General features: G+C 36.9%; 14 protein-coding genes and 1 riboswitch. Of the genes, 8 read left to right on the top strand and 6 right to left on the bottom strand.

Going from position 1 to position 20161, the window contains the following annotated elements; all coding sequences use genetic code 11:
- Positions 1 to 61 precede the first annotated feature (61 nt).
- On the top strand, positions 62 to 1579 hold the full coding sequence (dnaB, locus tag HMPREF9456_RS07315) for a replicative DNA helicase (RefSeq protein WP_006842859.1): 1518 nt from the start codon (positions 62 to 64) through the stop codon (positions 1577 to 1579).
- 181 nt (positions 1580 to 1760) lie between these two features.
- Here dnaB and secDF read toward each other — a convergent pair whose 3' ends face one another.
- The 4 genes from secDF to HMPREF9456_RS07295 all read right to left on the bottom strand — a co-directional run bounded on the left by secDF (position 1761) and on the right by HMPREF9456_RS07295 (position 8222).
- Positions 1761 to 4751, bottom strand: a complete 2991-nt coding sequence (gene secDF / locus HMPREF9456_RS07310; protein WP_006842858.1) for a protein translocase subunit SecDF — start codon at positions 4749 to 4751, stop codon at positions 1761 to 1763.
- A 264-nt stretch (positions 4752 to 5015) separates the two neighbouring features.
- Complete coding sequence (locus HMPREF9456_RS07305; RefSeq protein ID WP_006842857.1) at positions 5016 to 6671, bottom strand: AMP-binding protein; 1656 nt, start codon at positions 6669 to 6671, stop codon at positions 5016 to 5018.
- 42 nt (positions 6672 to 6713) lie between these two features.
- The gene (locus HMPREF9456_RS07300) at positions 6714 to 7268 is read right to left on the bottom strand and encodes a helix-turn-helix domain-containing protein (protein WP_006842856.1); all 555 of its coding nucleotides are present in this window, start codon (positions 7266 to 7268) and stop codon (positions 6714 to 6716) included.
- 12 nt (positions 7269 to 7280) lie between these two features.
- Positions 7281 to 8222, bottom strand: a complete 942-nt coding sequence (locus HMPREF9456_RS07295; RefSeq protein WP_006842855.1) for an RluA family pseudouridine synthase — start codon at positions 8220 to 8222, stop codon at positions 7281 to 7283.
- Between the two features lie 214 nt (positions 8223 to 8436).
- Positions 8437 to 8618, top strand: a riboswitch (cobalamin riboswitch).
- Between the two features lie 93 nt (positions 8619 to 8711).
- On the opposite strand from HMPREF9456_RS07295, the gene HMPREF9456_RS07290 reads away from it, so the two are divergent.
- From HMPREF9456_RS07290 to HMPREF9456_RS07270, 5 genes are all read left to right on the top strand, one after another.
- Positions 8712 to 10718, top strand: a complete 2007-nt coding sequence (locus HMPREF9456_RS07290) for a TonB-dependent receptor plug domain-containing protein (RefSeq protein ID WP_006842854.1) — start codon at positions 8712 to 8714, stop codon at positions 10716 to 10718.
- Between the two features lie 22 nt (positions 10719 to 10740).
- The gene (locus tag HMPREF9456_RS07285; protein ID WP_006842853.1) at positions 10741 to 11859 is read left to right on the top strand and encodes a DUF5074 domain-containing protein; all 1119 of its coding nucleotides are present in this window, start codon (positions 10741 to 10743) and stop codon (positions 11857 to 11859) included.
- Positions 11860 to 11867: 8 nt separating this feature from the next.
- On the top strand, positions 11868 to 13013 hold the full coding sequence (locus tag HMPREF9456_RS07280; protein ID WP_006842852.1) for an ABC transporter substrate-binding protein: 1146 nt from the start codon (positions 11868 to 11870) through the stop codon (positions 13011 to 13013).
- Between the two features lie 263 nt (positions 13014 to 13276).
- A complete protein-coding gene (locus HMPREF9456_RS07275) occupies positions 13277 to 15148 on the top strand; it encodes an alpha-amylase family glycosyl hydrolase (protein WP_006842851.1) in 1872 nt (623 codons plus the stop codon).
- Positions 15149 to 15303: 155 nt separating this feature from the next.
- Complete coding sequence (locus tag HMPREF9456_RS07270; RefSeq protein WP_006842850.1) at positions 15304 to 17457, top strand: S9 family peptidase; 2154 nt, start codon at positions 15304 to 15306, stop codon at positions 17455 to 17457.
- A gap of 81 nt (positions 17458 to 17538) precedes the next feature.
- Here HMPREF9456_RS07270 and HMPREF9456_RS07265 read toward each other — a convergent pair whose 3' ends face one another.
- Positions 17539 to 17811: a hypothetical protein gene (locus HMPREF9456_RS07265; protein WP_006842849.1), complete on the bottom strand. Its 273-nt coding sequence runs from the start codon at positions 17809 to 17811 to the stop codon at positions 17539 to 17541.
- Positions 17812 to 17982: 171 nt separating this feature from the next.
- Between HMPREF9456_RS07265 and HMPREF9456_RS07260 the strand changes: the two genes are divergently transcribed.
- Positions 17983 to 18276 carry a hypothetical protein gene (locus HMPREF9456_RS07260; protein ID WP_006842848.1) on the top strand — a complete coding sequence of 98 codons (294 nt, stop codon included), beginning with the start codon at positions 17983 to 17985 and terminating at the stop codon, positions 18274 to 18276.
- Between the two features lie 68 nt (positions 18277 to 18344).
- Here HMPREF9456_RS07260 and HMPREF9456_RS07255 read toward each other — a convergent pair whose 3' ends face one another.
- Positions 18345 to 19232 (bottom strand): helix-turn-helix domain-containing protein, encoded by an 888-nt coding sequence (locus HMPREF9456_RS07255; RefSeq protein ID WP_006842847.1) that lies wholly within the window; start codon positions 19230 to 19232, stop codon positions 18345 to 18347.
- 299 nt (positions 19233 to 19531) lie between these two features.
- Between HMPREF9456_RS07255 and HMPREF9456_RS07250 the strand changes: the two genes are divergently transcribed.
- Positions 19532 to 20128: an outer membrane beta-barrel protein gene (locus tag HMPREF9456_RS07250; RefSeq protein WP_006842846.1), complete on the top strand. Its 597-nt coding sequence runs from the start codon at positions 19532 to 19534 to the stop codon at positions 20126 to 20128.
- Positions 20129 to 20161: the final 33 nt, after the last annotated feature.

Here is a 20161-nt window from a genome sequence, read left to right as displayed (position 1 = left end):
TCCATTCAATATTATTTATTTTATCTTTGAATAAAATTTATGGAAAGGGGAGTTCAGATAAATGGCAGAGTCAAATTTTAGGAATCAAGGAAAACGCAAACCAAAGGAAACAACTTTAGTTCCAGATATAGGAAAAATACAACCACAGGCCAGAGAGTTGGAAGAAGCCATACTCGGGGCCCTAATGCTAGAGAAAGATGCTTATTCGGTTGTTAGTGATATTCTTAAACCAGAGAGTTTTTACGATTCCATTCATCAGATTATATACAGAGCGATTGTAGATCTGGCTGTACGTCAGGCTCCGATCGATATGCTTACCGTGGTCGAACAATTACGCAAAGATGGAGAATTGGAGACAGTGGGAGGACCTGTATATATAGCTCAGTTGACTGAGAAAGTGGCATCTGCTGCCCATATCGAATTCCATGCCCGTATTATAGCTCAAAAATATCTTGCTCGCGAACTTATCTCTTTTTCCTCAAATGTTACAAGTAAAGCATTTGATGAAACAGTGGATGTTGACGACCTGATGCAGGAAGCAGAGAGTAAGCTATTCGAGATCTCACAGGGCAATGTGAAGAAGGATGTGACGCAGATCAACCCGGTCATTAAAGAAGCCTTACATTTACTTGAAATAGCGGCAAATCGTCCTGAAGGGCTAAGCGGTCTGGAAACAGGGTTTACTCCGTTAGACAAGATAACTTCGGGTTGGCAAAACTCCGACTTGGTAATTATAGCTGCCCGTCCGGCGATGGGTAAAACCGCATTCGTGTTGTCAATGGCCAAAAATATGGCTGTGTCTTATAAATATCCGGTAGCATTATTCTCTCTCGAGATGTCGAACGTACAGCTCGTAAACCGTCTGATCGTAAATACATGCGAAATACCGGGTGAAAAGATTAAGAATGGGCAGTTGCTACCATACGAGTGGGAACAGCTCGATTTTAAAATAAAAGAGCTCTACGATGCACCGTTATTTATAGATGATACCCCGAGTTTGTCGGTATTCGAATTGAGGACAAAGGCTCGCCGTCTGGTACGTGAGCATGGCGTTAAGATTATTATAATTGACTACCTGCAGTTAATGAATGCCAGTGGTATGAATTACGGTAGCCGTGAACAGGAGGTGAGTATGATATCCCGTTCATTGAAAGGATTGGCTAAAGAATTAAACATCCCAATTATTGCCCTTTCGCAGCTTAACCGTGGGGTTGAGGGGCGTACGGGAGCAGAAGGTAAGCGTCCGCAATTGTCTGACCTCCGTGAATCGGGAGCTATCGAGCAGGATGCCGATATGGTATGTTTTATCCACCGTCCTGAGTATTATAAAATATTAGAAGATGATAAAGGTAACTCCTTGATAGGTCTTGCCGAAATTATTATAGCAAAGCATCGTAATGGTGCTACAGGCGATGTATTGTTACGCTTCAAGAGCGAGTTTGCCCGTTTTCAGAATATTGATGATGATTATAATTTTGGAGCAGGTCAACAATTCTCGTCTAAGATCAACAATCACCCTGTGGCAGATCAGCCACCACACCCTATGCAAGGAGGGGGCAATGACTTTGTTCCTTTCTAGCCCGAACAGAATAGACATCTTAGTATATAATAAGAATCCTTTCATCTTTGTAATGAAAGGATTTTTTTATTGATAATCTTTCTGACCGTTTAAAGACATAATCTTTAAGTTTCTACAAAAAAATAGAGGCTGATTACATTGTTTAATCAGCCTCTATATCGAAAAGACAATTTATTTAGTTTTATTTCGCTTCAATTGCAGTATCCTTATTCTTTTCTTCTTTCTTGAAGATAGCCCAAGCTATTGGGGTAGCAACGAATACGGAAGAATATGTACCGATAATAATACCGATGAAGATCGCAAATGTGAAGCTTCTGATAGTATCACCACCCAATAAGAAGATACAGAATACAACCAACATAGAACTTAATGATGTATTCATTGTACGTCCTAATGTTGAGTTCAATGCCTCATTAATAGTTTCGGTTATATTGCGTTTTGGATACATGTTTCTGATTTCGCGGATACGGTCAAAGATTACAACCTTGTCATTGATAGAGTAACCTACTACTGTCAACACCGCAGCAATAAACGACTGGTCGATTTCCATCGAGAATGGCATTATCTTATATAGTAAAGAGTATAAGAAAATAACCAATACCGCATCATGTGCTACTGCGAAGAATGTACCTGCCGAGAACGCTATGTTGCGGAAACGTATAAGGATATAGACAGCCATACATATTACGGCAATCACAACTGCGATTGTAGCAGCGGTCTTCAAGTCGTCGGCAACACTTGGCCCTACACGTTGAGAACTTTGTATATAGTTGTCGATTGTTGTATTTGGTGCCAAATATTCTTTCAATGCACTAGTCATTTTAGCTCTGATCTCTGTTTCTACAGCATCTGTTGCTTCTTCTACTTTGTAGTTTGTAGTAACACGCACCTGGCTTGTTGTAGAAGATTGCGTTGCTGATCCACTAGTCAATACAAGAACCGTAGAACCTTGGAATTCGGGAACTAGTAGTTTTTCTATATCATCAGCATTTACATTCTTATCGAAACGAATCAAATAGTTTCGTCCACCTGTAAAGTCAATACCTCCGTTCAATCCATTGATAAACAGTGAAGCCAATCCTGACACCAAAATGATGGCAGAGAAGATAACAACCTTTTTGGTCATTCCCAAGAAATTGATATTTGTATTCAAGAACAGTTTCTTAGAAAGAGCTGTAGAGAATGTAAGATTTCTGAATTTACCTTTTTCGAGCATATATTCATAGAATATACGTGTGAGGAATACAGAAGTAAGGAACGAAGCAATGATACCAATTATCAACGTTGTAGCAAATCCTTGTATCGGACCTGTTCCGAAGTATGCAAGAATTATAGCTGTAATTACCTGAGACACGTGACCGTCGAAGATAGCAGAAAATGCATGTCTGTAACCATCTACTATGGCAACTTTCACATTTTTGCCTGCTCTTAATTCTTCCCTTGTACGCTCATAGATCAATACGTTAGCATCCACAGCAAGTGCAAGTGCCAATACAAGCCCTGTTATACCCGGTAGTGTCATTACGGCTCCAAAAGCAGCTAGGATGCCTATCGTGAAGAACAAGTTGACAATTAGCGCCGAGTTTGCGATTAATCCCGGAATCAATCCGTAAATAACGCAGATATAGATCATCAATAATACCAAGGCTAATAAGAATGAGAATATACCGGCAGTAATAGCTTCCTGTCCGAGAGATGGCCCTACAATATCTTCTTGTACGATATGTACACCTGCTTTCATCTTACCAGACTTAAGAACGTTTTCTAAGTCTTTTGCATCATCTACAGTAAAACGACCTGTGATCTGAGAACGACCACCTTCAATTTTATTTTGAACGTTTGGTGCTGAATATACAGAACCGTCAAGAACGATAGCGATGCTTCTTCCTTGCTCAGCTCCTGTAATAGTAGCCCAACGTTGTGCTCCTGTAGTATTCATCTGCATATCTACTTCCCATGCAGAGCCGTGTTGAGATTGGTCTGCTTTAGCCGAGATTACAACATCTCCGTCAAGAGCCGGACCTTTTTTAATACCATCACCACGAAGTGAATATAGTGCGAATTGTGTTTCTTTTGCATCTTCAGCTTTGAAGCCCCAAGCAAACGTTAAGTCGCCAGGGTACAAATCTTGATATCTGTGTAAAATTTTATTTACGGCAGCTGTATCTGTTTTATTTACGAAGCCTACGATAGCTCCACCTGCAAAGGTTGTAAAGTAGGAGCGAAGAGGTTTTGTAAATCCTAGATTATCGGTGCTTTCTACTTTTACAGAGTCTGTGGTCGCAGCAGCTAGAGAATCTGTAGCTACAGGTGCAGTAGTACCATTTGCAGCTAACACTTCTTTCGAACGCTGATCCATCAACTCAATATAGTTTTGGATTTCCTGTAGGTTGTATGTTTTCCAGAACTCAAGGTTTGCGCTACCTTGCAATAGTTTCTTCACACGTTCAGGTTCTTTAACTCCCGGCAATTCGATTAGTATACGTTCTGCACGGTCTAGTTTCTGAATGTTAGGAGCAACTACCCCAAATCGGTCGATACGCGTACGCAATACATTGAATGAGTTATCAGCAACGCTTTGCAATTCTGTTCTTAAAACAGCTACTACTTTATTATCATCATCGGTAGGAGATACCTGATCTCTCAGTTTTGTACTGAATATCGATGCTAATTTGTTATTGCCGTTACTAGCTTTGAATTTATCAACAAAAATAGAGATATAGTCTCGGTTACTTCCTTTTCTGTTTTCGTCCGAAGCCTGTCCTAAAGCTGTTTGAAACGCCTCATTGTCGGGATCTCCAAGTGAACGAAGTACTGCGGCAGCGTCTACTTCCACAATAACACTCATACCACCTTTGAGGTCTAGTCCGAGGCCAATTTCTTTCTCACGGCATTCTTTCAGAGTATAGCCGATGCTATCTCCAAAGCCAAAGAGAATACTTTTAGGCCAAACTTTCTCTGTAGACATTGAGTCTATGTAGAAAGTATATTGCTTATTATACAACTCATCATAGAGTAGTTGATCGCCTTTTGCATGCTCCGTAGCGTATGCAGCTGCGTATTCTTCCGCTTTCTTATCGTAACTTCTTGTTACAAACGTAAAAGACAAGTAAAACAAACAAACTAATGTTAGGAGTATTGCAAAAGTAATTACAAAGCCTTTGTTTTGCATTTTGGATTTTACTTTTTGTTATTTAATTATATTATTTCTATTTTCTTCAAAATTAATAAAATACACATATATCCCGGACGCCTCTTTTCAATAAAATGAGGCCTGATGGAGATATATGCACACTTTTAGGCGTGCAAATATAATCTTTTATTCTTTACAAATCATAATAAATATAAAGAAATTAGAGATTAAGCAAATATGCAAATCGGTAGATAATAGTTTTATACTCTATGCAGATAAACATGTTCTTGCACTGATGTATTATTAATTTTCTTCCTGTTTTCTTATTTCGGCTCGTTTGATCTTTCCACTAATTGTTTTAGGTAGTTCTTCAACAAACTCGATGATGCGAGGGTATTTGTATGGAGCTGTAACCTTTTTTACGTGGTCTTGTATCTCACGCTTCAGGTGGTCATTGGCCTTGTTCTTATAGTCCATAGCTAATACAATGGTGGCTTTTACTACCTGCCCGCGTATCTCGTCGGGTACACCGGTAATAGCACACTCTACAACAGCCGGATGCGTCATCAATGCGCTTTCTACCTCAAAAGGTCCGATGCGGTATCCCGAACTCTTGATAACGTCGTCTATGCGTCCTACAAACCAATAATAACCATCTTCGTCGCGCCAAGCCATATCTCCGGTATGATAAACATTGTCATGGTATACCTGATTGGTTAGTGCTTCGTCACGATAATAACCCATAAATAGACCTAGCGGTTTCCACTTGTCGGTCTTAATAACAACTTCACCTACTTCGCCATCTTCTACCGAGCGACCGTCTGCTGCTATCAAGTCTATATCATACGCCGGATTGGGTACACCCATTGCTCCGGGTTTTGGTTCCATCCACGGGAAAGTAACAATAGTAGGAGTTGTTTCAGTTTGACCGAAAGCCTCCATCATCTTTATCCCTGTACCTTTATAGAATGCTTCGAAAACAGATGGGTTGAGAGCTTCTCCTGCTGTAGTGGCATACTCTAGCGAAGATAAGTCGTAGTGAGACAGGTCTTCGCGAATCATGAAGCGGAATACTGTCGGTGGTGCACAAAAAGAAGTGATTTTATGTTTCTCTATAAGGTGTAATACCAATTGTGGTGTAAACTTTTCATGATCGAATACCATTACAGCCGCACCGGCTATCCACTGCCCGTATAGTTTTCCCCAAACGGCTTTTGCCCATCCCGTATCGGCAACTGTAAGATGCAGGCTATTTTCGTGCAGGTTGTGCCAATATTTAGCCGTTACAATATGCCCTAAAGGGTAAGCAAAGTTATGAATAACCATCTTCGGTTCTCCTGTTGTACCTGAAGTAAAATACAGCAGAGAAATATCATCATTGGTATTTACATGATCGGGACGTACAAAAGGTTTCGCTTCTTTTATTCCTTTATGGAAATCGTTCCATCCCGAAGGTATATTTTCTCCGCATGCAATAAGGCACTTCACTGTTGGCGACTCCGCCATTGCTTCATTTATGTGACTTATGACTGTTTCGTCATTTACACTCAGGATTGCTTTTATACTTGCCGCGTTATTGCGATAAACAATGTCTTTTTTTGTCAATAAGTGAGTCGCCGGAATCGCAACAGCACCTATCTTGTGCAGAGCTATAACAGCAAACCAGAATTCGTAGCGTCGTTTCATAATAAGCATTACCATATCTCCATGTCCTATGCCTAAGGACTGAAAATAAGCAGCTGTACGGTCGCTCTGTTCTTTGATGTCTGCAAATGTGAAATCGATGTGTTCTCCCTGGTCATTTCCCCAACAAATAGCTCTCTTGGTAGGGTTTATTCTTGCCCATTCATCAACTACATCATATCCAAAATTAAAATTATCAGGAATCTCAACGTGATAATGCTTTGCAAAATCTTCAGTTGAAGTAAAATGAATTTGTTTTACAAATTTTTCCAACATTATATAATGGTGATTAATCTTTTAGTAAATGAAAATACAAGCTTACAGCACAACAGCAATAAACTTCACTCGCTTTCCGTCCAAAGCTTTCATTCCATGGGGCAGGCTTGAATCGAAGTAGATGCTATCACCTTCTTCCAATATTAAATCTTTCCCATTTATTTGTAAAAGCATCCGTCCTTCAAGGATAAGGTTAAACTCTTGCCCGGTATGTGTGCTATGATGTATCCTTACACTATCTTGCTTGGGTTCTACTGTAACTTCAAACACATCAGCCTTTCGATTATTAAATCCACCGGCTAGCGTCTGATAGCTGTAATCTGAAACACGCTTCACAGCTAAACCTTTTCCCTTGCGCGTCAAAAAATAGCTGCTCATGCGAGGTTCGTCGGCAAACATCAGTACAGAAACATCTATATTATGTTTCGACGCAATGTTTTTCAGTGTACTGATAGTCAAATCTTTTCTGCCTTCTTCATATTCGAGGTATACCACAGGATCGATACCACATGATGAAGCGAACTCTTCGGTCGTCATATCCAAAGCCTCACGGAGACCTTTCAGACGCTGACCTATCTGCTTAATATCTTCATTCATACCTAAAATGTATTAAATTGATTCCTCTTTTTCGGGCTTATCCTTTCTTTCTTTTTGTGTTTCGGATATTAGTATTTGCATTGCTTTAGGGATGCCGGCTTTAAATTCAAGCAATTCCCCTGTTCTTGGATGTTTCAAAATTAGTCCCCCGGCATGAAGGGCAATTCTTTTGATCGGATTATTTGAAGCACCATATTTTTTATCGCCAACAATCGGGTGTCCGATCTGTTGCATGTGTACTCTTACTTGATTCTTGCGTCGTGTTTCGAGGTCAAAATCCAATAATGAATAGCCACCTTTCGATTTTTGTGTCTTGTAATGAGTAACAGATTTCAGTCCACCGTTATCGATAAGAGATGACATCATTACAAAGTTTTTGTTCTCGGTAAGCCACGATGTTACAGTTCCATTTTTAGGATTCGGGCGTCCTTCTACAATTGCCATGTATGAATACTTAGGCACAAGGTTGTCCCAGTTTTTCTGGAAAATATCCTGTAGCTCCATATCTTTCGCAAAGATCATAAGTCCCGAAACTTCTCTGTCGAGGCGATGCAGAACATAAACACGTGCTTTTTTATCTTTTTTCTTTACGTATTCATTCAGAGAGTTATATACAGTGCGTGATTTTTCCTTATCTGTAGCTACAGATAGGAACCCGGCTTCTTTTTCGATAACGAGTAGGTCGTCGTCTTCAAATACAATCTTTAATCCCTTCAATCTTTTCTCTTTTCGAGACTGATCGTATTTCATAACAGAGACCTTATCTTTTGCCTTCAGTTCGAAATCGAATTGAGTGATAAGCTTTCCGTTTACTTTGATTTGTTTATGTGCAAGAAGCGATTTAACGGCGTTGCGGCTTTTACGTACTTCTTTTTGGACAAGGAAATCTAGCAATTGAGTCGGTTGGTCAACTTTTATTTCCTGCAATACTTTATCTCTGGTCGTATTCCTCATTTCATTTATATATGAATATGAAACAAAGGTAAGCGTTTTTCTTTTAAGATAAACACAACATTAGACGTGGATTTATAAATATTAATTTAATTCATCGTTACTCAAGGTTAAAGAACTTTCAAGGCATAGTGGCATAAAACACAGGATAATATCTTTCGCAAGAAGTATGCGAGTGAAATTAACATTTATATTTTGTCTTTCAATATAATTTATCCTTACCTTTGCAGGACTTTGTTTCGTTTGTTAACGAATTAAAAGGGAATCAGGTGAAAATCCTGAACAGACCCGCTGCTGTAAGCTCTTTAAAGCTTGTGCAACATAGCCACTGTTATTCGTAATGGGAAGGCTGTACAAGTTGGAGTAAGTCAGAAGACCTGCAAAGTAATAGTTCGGACAGCTTTCGAGGAATAGAGCTTAAGAAACAGTGTCAAGATTATATAGTCTTTTCTTTGTTCTTATCGAAAGCATTTTATTGAATAATTTGTGAAGATGAGGACTTTTTTACTCTCCCTTATATTTTTATTTGTAACAGGCTGTATTCACATACAGGCTCAGATTAATGATAGTCTCAATGCAAAGAAACTGTCAGAGATAGAAATTTCTGCACAGATCAAACCTTCTGTCTCACGATCTACAACTCCACTTCAAGTGATTGATAATACAGAGATTTTGCAGCGAGGAATACAAACTGTTTCCGATGCAGTAAGGCAATTTAATGGAATTGTTCTTAAAGATTATGGAGGTATAGGAGGTTTAAAGACAATAGCCATTAGAGGGATGGGGACTGAACATACAGCCGTTAGCTATGATGGAATCATGGTTAGTAATATGCAGTCGGGGCAAGTGGATATTGGTCGTTTTTCTTTGGATAATATTTCAATGATATCGCTAAATATAGGACAGTCGGATAATATTTTTCAAACAGCCAGAAGTTTTGCATCTGTAGGAGTTCTTAATCTGGAAACAATTACACCACAATTTACAACCAAAAACTACAGAGGTTATGTTAAAATAGCAACCGGATCTTTTGGATTATTTAATCCGGTTTTAGATTATGCACACAAAATAAATAATAAATTTATCCTGTCAGCAAATGGAAGTTGGCAAAGAGCAGATGGACAATACCCATTCAGTATGTTGAATGGAAAAACACCATACCATAATAAAAGAAAAAATAGTGATGTTGATATCTACAGGACAGAGGTAAACCTCTATAATGATTTTGGTAGTCTAGGAAAGTTAAAAACTAAAATATACTATTTCGATTCGGAAAGAGGTCTTCCTGATGCTGTTGATTTTCAGAATGATTACCATGTAGAAAGATTGTGGAATAAAAACTTTTTTATTCAGACTGTATATAATAAAAAGTTAGGACAGAACTTTGAATATAAATCCCAAGCTAAATACGATTATAATTATACACGTTATAGAGATTTGTATGATGCTTATGAAAATGGAAAAAGAGTCGATATATACAAACAACAAGAGGTTTATTGGTCGAATGCAATGCTGTATAAAGTAAATAAAAAGATCAATTTATCTTTAGTCGAAGACTTGTCTTACAATAAACTATTTGATGAAACAACTAAGTTTGGAGGGGAAGCCTCCCGTCCTAAAAGGTATAGTTCGTTGAGTGCCTTTGCTGGAAAATATATGACCGATAGGTTCACTGTAACCACTAGTTTATTAGCCATATATATATCAGAAAAGACAAGGAGTGAGCAAAATAACAAAACATATAAGAAAATTTCGCCAGCGGTAAGCTTATCTTTTGTTCCTATTAAAGATTATAATCAATTCCGATTAAGAGCATCTTACAAAGATATATTTAGAATCCCAACTTTTACCGAGGCTTTCTATACTCGGTCTTTATCTCAAGTGAAACCCGAATCTGCAAAACAACTGAATGCAGGTATGACATGGATAGGCTCTATAACTTCTGAAAAATCAAATTATATAAGTGTGAATGTAGATGGTTATTATAATAGAATAAAAGATAAAATTATCATACAGCCTTCTACGTTTTATCCCTATACTACAAATTTAGGTAAAGTTGAAATTACAGGGATAGATGCAAAGGTAGCCTGTGGCTTCGACTTTTCATCAGCTATGGGAATAGATTTATCCGGCTCTTACAGCTACATGAAAGCAATAGATATTACTAATCCCAAAGAAGACGTATACAAAAATCAAATAATATATACACCAAAACATTCAGGTGCTGCTTCAGCTGTGATAAAGAACCCATGGGTGAATTTCTCATATTCTGTTATCATTACCGGAGAACGCTATTTTTGGTATCAGAATATCGCTAAATATAAAATGGATAGTTATTCTGAACATACTATCAGCATGAATAAACAACTAAAAATAAAGAGCAGTGAGCTATTATTGCAAGCCACCTTACTAAATGTTTGGGATAAGCAATATCAGGTGATTAAAAATTATCCAATGCCTGGTCGGTCGTTCAGCATAACTGCGACACTAAAATATTAATTAAAAAAAAGTATTATAAAACATGAAAAAGATTTTATTAAAAGGTATTTTATTCTCTACATTAATGTTTTCGCTAATATCATGTAGCGATAGTGAAAAAGATGAGCCTTGGGTTGAGCCTGAATATGCGACTACAGGTGTTTATGTGCTGAATTCCGGTAGTATGTCAAGTAAAATAGATGCCGCATTAACATATTATGATAATGATAAGAATATTACTTCAGGTGATGTGTTTCTGAATAAAAATGAGATAAGCCTCGGAAACGGTGGGCAGGATATGGTAATTTATGGTTCTAAAATGTATATAACCGTAACACAATCAAACTGTATTTATATTACCGATAAAACAGGTAAATTATTAAAATATACTGATGGAACCAATACTATCATAAAGCCTTTGAATGATAGCGAACAACCTCGCAAACCTCGTTCAATAGAAGCTTATAATGGTAAAGTATATGTGACTCTTTATGATGGAAATCTGGCACGCATAGATACTACAACTATGAAGATTGACAAGCTTGCTTCTGTTGACGGTACTTATCCAGAAGAGTTTGCAATTGTAAACAACAAGGCATATGTTACTATTTCTGACTATATGGGTACCGGAGCCGGAAAGAAACTATCAATAATCGATCTAAGTTCTTTTACAAAAACAGGAGAAATAGAAGTCGTCGTGAATCCTACTAAAATAAGAAGCGATAAGAATGGTAACTTGTATGTTATATCTAATGGTAACTATTCTACAATCCCATCAAGCTTGCAAAAGATTAGCACTTCAGACAATAAGGTAACAGTACTAGGTACTGATGTTGCATCTAATTTGGAAGCAGGAAAAGACAAGATATATTTGATGAAGGAAGATTATACAACAATGTCAACCAAGTTGTCATACTATGATATTTCAACAAATAAAATAGTAGATCAAGCTTTTGTAGAGGCTGATAAAGCTGATATAAAACGTGCATATAATATAACTGTAGATCCAATAACAGAGGATATTTATATTGCTACATCCGATTACAAAAATGAAGGGGGAATGCATATCTACAATAGTAATGGCGGATATGTAAAGTCATTTAAAACCAAAGGAATAAATCCGATGGGTGCTTATTTTGTAACAACAGAAGTAAAGAAATAAACTGATTGATGAAATCATTCAATATCACGCTACTTTTCACTATCATTCTTGTCTTGACGGGCTGCAACAAACAGAAGCCTGTCGGACAAGATGAGAGTGCTCTGCATAAACAGGCGGACTCTGTTTATACAGTCCATTATTCCAAAGGATTTCAAGTGAAAAAGTATAATGATTATACCCTTGTTACTGTACGTGACCCGTGGGACACTACTCGGTTGTTACATACCTATGTGCTTGTAGACCGAACAAAAGAATTGCCTGTCAATTTGCCGAAGGGTGTAGTTGTGAAAGTTCCACTTCAGAATGTAGCTACATATTCTACGATCCATTGTTCATCTCTGAATGAATTGGGGCAAATAGATATTATAAAAGGAGTTTGTGAGCCGCAGTATATAAAATTAGATGTAATTCAGCAGCGTGTAAAAAACGGCGAAATAGAAAATTTGGGAATGGCTAGTAAGCCGGATGTCGAGAAAATAATTATGTTGAATCCCGATGCTATTTTTGCTACGCCAATACAGGGTTGGACATACGGTAATGTGGAGAGAACAAATATTCCGATACTCGAAACTGTAGACTATACAGAGTCTCACCCACTGGGGCGTGCTGAATGGATTCGTTTTTACTCTTTATTTACAGGAAAAGAACATTACGCCGACTCTCTCTTTGCAATAACAGAGAAAAATTATAAAGAAGTAAAAGAGATAGTAGCCAATGTAACAAAAAGACCTTCTGTACTCCCGGATATACCTTATCAAGGAAAATGGAATATGCCGGGTGGCAGAAGCTTTATGTCCAATATGTTGTCTGATGCTGGAGCAATATATCCATGGAATGAAGACAAATCAACATCATATATGCCTCTTAACTTCGAAATAGTTTTTGACAAGGCAGGAGAGGCTGACATCTGGATTATCAAATACAACACTCCATCGGATATGACTTATACAAGTCTTGAGAAAGAATATAAGCCATATTCCTATTTTAAAGCATTCAAAAGTAAAAACATATATGGATGCAACACCGCTTATAGCAGTTATTACGAAGATTTGCCAATACATCCCGACTATATCTTAAAAGATATGGCCTCTGTATTTCATCCGGATCTCTTCCCTGACTATAAGCCGAAATACTATAAACGGATTAGTGAATGATTATTTATATATAGGTAAGCAAAAGGCGTTGGAATCTTAATTGATCCGGCGCCTTTTCTATATTTACTCTTCTTATAATCTTATTTAATCGAACGCAACAACATATTTATATAATGGGAAATACTAATTGTTTAGAATGCAAACGTTTGCATTCTTTTTTATGCAAGTAGTTTATTCAGGATAATAACGGTCGGATCAAAAGCCATAGATTTGTAATACGGAAGGCTATTGTGCCAAAATAACCTAATACACTTATTCGTATCATGAAATTATTAAGATTCTTTTTCCCTCTAGTACTATGCATATTTTTATCATGCAGTGATAATGGTCCCAACAATCCTGATATCCCCGAAGTACCTGTAACGCCAACAATAGGCAGCCTTAGAGATGGTATTACTGTTATCAGTGACGACTCATTGGCTTTTGTTCTTTTTGCTCCCAAAAAACAAACGGTTCACCTTATCGGAGACTTCAATAATTGGACGGTTTCGGATAGCTATAAGATGAAAAAAGACGGAGATCGTTTTTGGATAAAAATAGGTAATCTCCAAAAAGGGAAGGAGTATATATGTCAATACCTCATAGATAATTCGATAAGGATAGCAGACCCCTATACATCTAAAGTTTCTGATCCAGATAATGATCGTTATATCTCTAATAATGTATATCCTAATTTGATACAATACCCTACGGGAAAGACTTCCGAAATAGCTATGGTAGTAAATACAGCTCCGGCTTCTTATTCTTGGAAAGTAAATACTTTTAGAGTTGATAAGCCGGATAACATGGTTATCTACGAGATACTTATTCGTGATTTTACAGAGCAGGGTACAATTAAGGCTGTACAAGAAAAAATAAGCTACCTTAAAAATCTTGGAGTAAATGCTATAGAGCTAATGCCGTTCAATGAGTTTGAGGGTAATAATAGTTGGGGATATAACCCGTCATTCTATTTTGCTACAGATAAAGCATATGGTACATCCAACGACTATAAAGCATTTATTGACGCATGCCATTCTAATGGTATTGCTGTGATAATGGATATGGTACTGAATCATAGCTATGGACAAAGCCCGATGGTGAGGATGTATCAGGGTAGCGATAAAAACCCTACAGCCGATAATCCTTGGTACAATAAAACATCACCTAACTCCAGTTACTCATGGGGATATGATTTTAATCATGAAAGTAAATACACGCAGGCATTTGTAGACAGTGTTTGTGCATATTGGATGAAAGAATACAAGGTAGATGGATTTCGTTTCGACTTTACAAAAGGTTTTACCAATACAAAAGGTGATGGTTGGAATAGAGACGATAGCCGTATAACTATACTTAAAAGAATGGCTTCCGAAATCTGGAAACGAAAATCTGATGCAATTGTCATTTTTGAGCATCTAACAGCCAATGATGAAGAAAAAATACTCGCAGACTATGGAATTAAACTATGGGGTAATATGAATTATAACTTCAATGAGGTAACGATGGGTTGGGGGGCTGAAGCCGGAGACAATGGTCTAAAAGGTGATGTGTCATGGGCTTCGTACAAAGCAAGAAGCTGGTCGAAACCAAATTTGGTAGCTTATATGGAAAGCCATGATGAAGAACGAATTATGTTCAAAAATAATTCGTATGGAAAAAGCTACGGTGATTACAATGTGAAAAATCTAGCTACAGGCCTAAAACGCACAGAAGCCGCAGCGGTTATCTTGATGTCGTTACCGGGGCCTAAAATGATCTGGCAATTCGGAGAGCTGGGCTATGATGAGGAATTAAATAATGACCGCTTAGGAGAAAAGCCTCCTCATTGGGAATATTATGATGTGCCTGCAAGAAAGAACCTCTACGATGTGTTTGCTAAAATGAACAAACTTCGTAATACGAATACGACCTTTTATACGAGTGACTATACTATTGATTTAGCAAATCAGTATAAACAAATATTATTGAAATCATCAACAGAGTCTATCTGTGCTATAGCTAATTTTGATGTCACAGAATTAACTCAAAAGGTTAATTTCGGAAAAACAGGTAACTGGCAGGATTATTTTACGGGTAACCAACTAAATGTATCTGATAACTCTATAGATATTACACTTCAACCGGGAGAATATCGGTTATATATAAGCAAATAAAAACACACAAATGGAACTTTAAAAACTACGTATTACTTTAGGTGTTTTTACAATAACCTTTGGCCTTGGTCAAAGGTTATTTCTATTTAATACGATATATCATTTACAACTCCCATCGAAAATTGATATATTTGTCAAAAATAAATGCTATTGATATGAAAAATGTTTTAGGATTGCTGCTTGCTTGTTTTGTCTTAACAACAGCAAGTGCGCAACGTTTAGACCTTATGGATATTAATTCTGGCAAATACTCTGCTCGTGGAGTTCAGCCGGTTGTATCATCTGCCGATGGGGAATCTTATTTTCAGGCAGATAATAAAAATACAATGATCATTAAGTATTCGTACAAAACAGGTTTGCCTACCGATACTCTGTTTAATGTTAATAAGGCACGTGAATGTACGTTTAGTTCATTTCAGGGATTTATAATCAGCCCCGATGAGAAACGCCTGGTAGTGTATAATGATTACGAACCGATCTATCGTCATTCATTCAAAGCAAATTACTATTATTACGATATTAGACGAAATTTAGTTAGAAAACTGACCGAAAATAAAGAAAAGCAATCAATCCCGACTTTCTCTAAAGATGGAAGAATGTTGGCCTATGTTATCAACAACAATATATGGCTTGTCAAGTTTGATTATGATACAGAATCTCAGATAACAAAAGATGGAGCATTGGGTAAAATAATCAATGGGGGAACAGATTGGGTATATGAAGAAGAGTTTGCAACAACCAGTATTATGGATTTTTCTGAAGACGGGCGTTTGTTGGCATTTGTAAGATTCGACGAAACAAATGTGCCTCAGTATTCGATGCAGATGTATGAAAACAACCTTTACCCGACTTCATTCTCGTTTAAATATCCGAAGGCCGGAGAACAAAATTCGAAAGTAACATGTAACGTATTCGATATTGACTCGAAGACAATACGGAAAATGAATATACCTGATAATGTTGAGTATATCCCTCGTATACAGTTTTTACCTACCGGAGATGATTTAGCAATAATGACATTGAACAGAGAGCAGAATAAATTTGATCTGTTTCTTGCAAATGCACGCTCATCGGTATGCCGCTCTATCCTTCATGAAGAGAACAGCAGATATATAGACTCTGAATTGTTAAACTATATATACTTCTTTGGCAATCAGTTTGTGTATGTTAGCGAAAAGGATGGTTATTCTCATATATATCTTTATGATAAGAATGGTGCTCAGCAAAAGAAATTGACTTCCGGAAACTACGATGTAACAAGCCTATTGGCTGTTGATCCGGTTTCTAAAACAGTTTTTTATGAAGCTGCAGAAGACAGCCCTCTCCAAAGAGCAATCTATAAAGTAGATATGGTGAAAGGAATCAAAACCAAATTGTCTACAAAGCAAGGAACTAATGGTGCAACATTCAGCAAGAATGGAAAATATTACATCAATAGCTATACCAATATCTCGACACCTCGGATTGTTACCGTACACGATGCTACAGGAAAAGAGCTTCGAGTATTGGAGGATAATGCTAAATTGAAAAATACATTAGCCGGACTCAATTTACCTAAAAAGGAGTTTATTACTGTAAAAGCGGCTGATGGACAAGACCTGAATGCGTATATAATGAAACCGGTAGACTTCAATCCATCCCGCAAGTACCCGTTGGTAATGGTGCAGTATAGTGGACCTAATTCGCAACAGGTAGCAGATAAGTACGGTGTAGACTGGACAGATTATCTTACGACTCAAGGTTTTATTGTCGCTTGTGTTGACGGACGAGGAACTGCAGCCAGAGGGGAAGACTTTCGTAAGTGTACATATATGAATTTGGGTATATACGAATCGGACGATCAAGCAGCTGCTGCAAGACATTTCGCTTCTTTGCCTTATATTGATGGAAGCAAAATCGCTATTTGGGGATGGAGTTATGGTGGATACAATGTTCTGATGAGTATGAGCCGGGGGAATGGCGTATTCAAAGCCGGAGTTGCTATTGCTCCTGTTACCGATTGGAAATTTTATGACTCTGTATATGCAGAACGCTTTATGCGTACTCCACAGCAAAATGCAGCCGGATACCAATCAGGCTCTCCGATTTTGCTCGCTAACAAATTAGAGGGCAATTTATTATTAATACATGGTTCTGCCGACGATAATGTACATTTCCAAAATACAATGGACTATGCCGCAGCATTGGTCAAAGCCAACAAACAATTCGATATGTTTGTGTTTACGGATAAAGACCACTCGATACGAGGTGCTGCCAACAGAACTTATTTATATGAAAAGGTTATTAAGTTCCTAAAAACGAATATGTAAATAAGACATTTTCTTTACATACAAAAGGAATGCTAACGTTAGCATTCCTTTTTGTTTCTTTATAAATCAGTAATTTCGGAGTTAGCTTTTAGCTTTATTTAATTTGTCCAAAACTTTCTTTTCCACTTCATCAGCTAATTCGCTTAATTGTTCAGACTTGTAGGCTGCACGTTCCTTTAGATATTCCAGTTGGTTTTTTCCAACATCAATACCGTCCTTTATTTTTTTCTTGGCCTGACCTGACAATTTATTCAAGTCATCGCATACACAATCTAATTTACCACTTTCTGCCAACTTATAAATAACGAGAGCAAGACCTATACCGGCTGCTGCTCCGATTAATAGTTTCTTCATAATGTTTCTTTTTTATTTAATATTAATGTGTAGTATACTCTTTATTTTAAACATAACGAAGACATACTTTGTTCAAATAATAGTAATTTACGATATTTAGGACACTTATACCGCTTTATAGGACTTTTGACGATCATATATATTTATCAACTTTACCTAAAAGTTAATCTTATGAAAATAGCATTATTTCTTAAAAACGATAAGATTGACGATTCCGATATAGACACAATACCTATAATTGTTTTGCATACCGACAGTAATACAGTCGTGGAGATCGAAAAAGACATTATAGTAAAAAAGGACGTCAATTATTTGGCTCTTTGGTTATTAACAAAGCGAATCAAAGAGGTGTATGTAATGGATATTGATCCGCTTATCCGTCAACTATTCGAGAGGCTGGGGGTAGTAGTTCGCAAATATGATGATATGAAAAAGAACCCGTTGCTTAGGAAGTTTATATCATGATATTTCGATTTTATCGCGAAACCCTTTCCTTGTATTTATGTTTTATTCTATCCTTTCCCCCTAATGTCTTAAGTATCTCTGTATTGTACGGGAGTTAGTCCTGTATGTTTCTTGAAAAATCGCCCGAAGAAAGAAGGATTGGGGAAATTAAGCTCGTCCGATATCTGTAAAATTGTGTTTGTTGTTGTTTTTAGTAAATGTTTTGCTGAAGCAATTAAGGCTTCATTTATCCACATAAAGGCTGTTCTGCCTGTTCTGTTTTTTACAATAGTTGATAAGTATTTTGGAGTGAGACACATTTCACTCGCATAGAACTGTAACGATCGTTCTTTTTTGTGATATTGCAATAATAGATTAAAAAAGCGTGAGATTAATTCATCCTGATGCGAAGATGTATTCATGCTATCACATTCGTGCGCACTTACATCTTTGATCCGATTGTAATATATATTACCTATCTCGGTTAGCATTGCATATAAGAGGCTTTTAGCCATTTCATTCCTAAATGGATGATCTCTGCGCTTGTATTGTTTAACAATGAAGGAGTGGAACTCGAGATATTTGTTGGCTTCCGTTTCTGATATTTTTATACAAGAGTTTTGCATAATACTTCTCGATATGTCGAAGTTCGATATATTGGGCATTTCTGTGAGAAAATCTATAGAGAAAATTAAAAACTCAAGCATCAGATCTTCACTACGTGTGATAAATTCTGTGACAAACTGAGGCATGATTGTAATAATCATGTTTTTCTCTATATTATATTCTTTGAAATTTATTTTTATACGAGCATTCCCTTTAATACAAATGGCAAAAGCTACGCCATCGAGTATAAACGGAAAATTGGAGGACAGAGGAGGAAATAATACTGCTTTATCGGATATAATAAAATTTTTGATTGCAAAAGGATCTATATGTTCTGAAATATCCTCTAGTTGGATTTTTGCCAATTTCATAATTTTGAATTCTTTTTGTGTAAAAAGTCGATTAAGATGAATGCAAACATAGTCTATTTTCATTGAAATATAGAAAAAGTCGAAAAGAACTTTTGAACATATAATAAGAACTTTAGACTGTTTTTGTTGTCAACAATTTTTCAAAGTTATGCCTAAAAAGAATTTTAGAACATCTTTAAGCCAAAATAGACCTTTTGTCGTTATCTATTTTGTTAGACCTTTGTCTTCATCAATAAGAGAATATCTTAAAAGATTGAGTTAATTAAATAAAGGTAAATTAAAAACAAAAATTAAAAGTTATGAAAAAGTTATTTTTTACACTTGCAATTATGTTAGGTCTAACAGCAACAGTTTCAGCACAAGATGTTGGTCAAATATGGGTTGGTGGTAGCGTTGGTTTCAACAGTACTAAAATTGATGGTGGCGATAGAGTATCATCATACCGTATTCTTCCTGAAGTAGGTTATGCATTTACTAATAATATGGGAGTAGGTATCAGATTGGGTTATGCACACAATAAACCAGCATTAAACGGTTCTGTAAATTCCGATATTATTTTCAAAGACGCGTTTACAGTAAATCCTTTCCTACGTATGTCATTCCTAAAAGGAACTATGGGTAGCCTGTTTGTTGATGGTGGCGTAGCATATACTTATGGAAAAACAGATTATATGGTAGCTACAGGTCAGACTACCGCTGAAAAGTATAAATTAAATGCTTGGGAAGTTGGTTTCCGTCCGGGTGTAGCAGTTAATGTTACAGATAAAATTACTTTAACCGGTAAATTCGGATTCTTAGGTTATCAACATGCAAAATACGCTGGAATCAAAGGTGATAATTTCGGATTCGATTTCGATCTTAGCCAAACAGAAATTGGTGTAAACCTTGTGTTCTAAGAATTTAGACTTATTCTATAATAAAACAAAAGC

Origin of the sequence: Dysgonomonas mossii DSM 22836, assembly GCF_000213575.1 — a bacterium.
GTDB lineage: Bacteria > Bacteroidota > Bacteroidia > Bacteroidales > Dysgonomonadaceae > Dysgonomonas > Dysgonomonas mossii.
This window is presented reverse-complemented; position numbering and strand designations above follow the sequence as displayed.

Excerpts from the sequence above, each read along its gene's own strand:
- dnaB (WP_006842859.1), top strand. The coding sequence starts at position 62 with ATGGCAGAGTCAAATTTTAGGAATCAAGGAAAACGCAAACCAAAGGAA.
- secDF (WP_006842858.1), bottom strand. The coding sequence starts at position 4,751 with ATGCAAAACAAAGGCTTTGTAATTACTTTTGCAATACTCCTAACATTA.
- HMPREF9456_RS07305 (WP_006842857.1), bottom strand. The coding sequence starts at position 6,671 with ATGTTGGAAAAATTTGTAAAACAAATTCATTTTACTTCAACTGAAGAT.
- HMPREF9456_RS07300 (WP_006842856.1), bottom strand. The coding sequence starts at position 7,268 with ATGAATGAAGATATTAAGCAGATAGGTCAGCGTCTGAAAGGTCTCCGT.
- HMPREF9456_RS07295 (WP_006842855.1), bottom strand. The coding sequence starts at position 8,222 with ATGAGGAATACGACCAGAGATAAAGTATTGCAGGAAATAAAAGTTGAC.
- HMPREF9456_RS07290 (WP_006842854.1), top strand. The coding sequence starts at position 8,712 with ATGAGGACTTTTTTACTCTCCCTTATATTTTTATTTGTAACAGGCTGT.
- HMPREF9456_RS07285 (WP_006842853.1), top strand. The coding sequence starts at position 10,741 with ATGAAAAAGATTTTATTAAAAGGTATTTTATTCTCTACATTAATGTTT.
- HMPREF9456_RS07280 (WP_006842852.1), top strand. The coding sequence starts at position 11,868 with ATGAAATCATTCAATATCACGCTACTTTTCACTATCATTCTTGTCTTG.
- HMPREF9456_RS07275 (WP_006842851.1), top strand. The coding sequence starts at position 13,277 with ATGAAATTATTAAGATTCTTTTTCCCTCTAGTACTATGCATATTTTTA.
- HMPREF9456_RS07270 (WP_006842850.1), top strand. The coding sequence starts at position 15,304 with ATGAAAAATGTTTTAGGATTGCTGCTTGCTTGTTTTGTCTTAACAACA.
- HMPREF9456_RS07265 (WP_006842849.1), bottom strand. The coding sequence starts at position 17,811 with ATGAAGAAACTATTAATCGGAGCAGCAGCCGGTATAGGTCTTGCTCTC.
- HMPREF9456_RS07260 (WP_006842848.1), top strand. The coding sequence starts at position 17,983 with ATGAAAATAGCATTATTTCTTAAAAACGATAAGATTGACGATTCCGAT.
- HMPREF9456_RS07255 (WP_006842847.1), bottom strand. The coding sequence starts at position 19,232 with ATGAAATTGGCAAAAATCCAACTAGAGGATATTTCAGAACATATAGAT.
- HMPREF9456_RS07250 (WP_006842846.1), top strand. The coding sequence starts at position 19,532 with ATGAAAAAGTTATTTTTTACACTTGCAATTATGTTAGGTCTAACAGCA.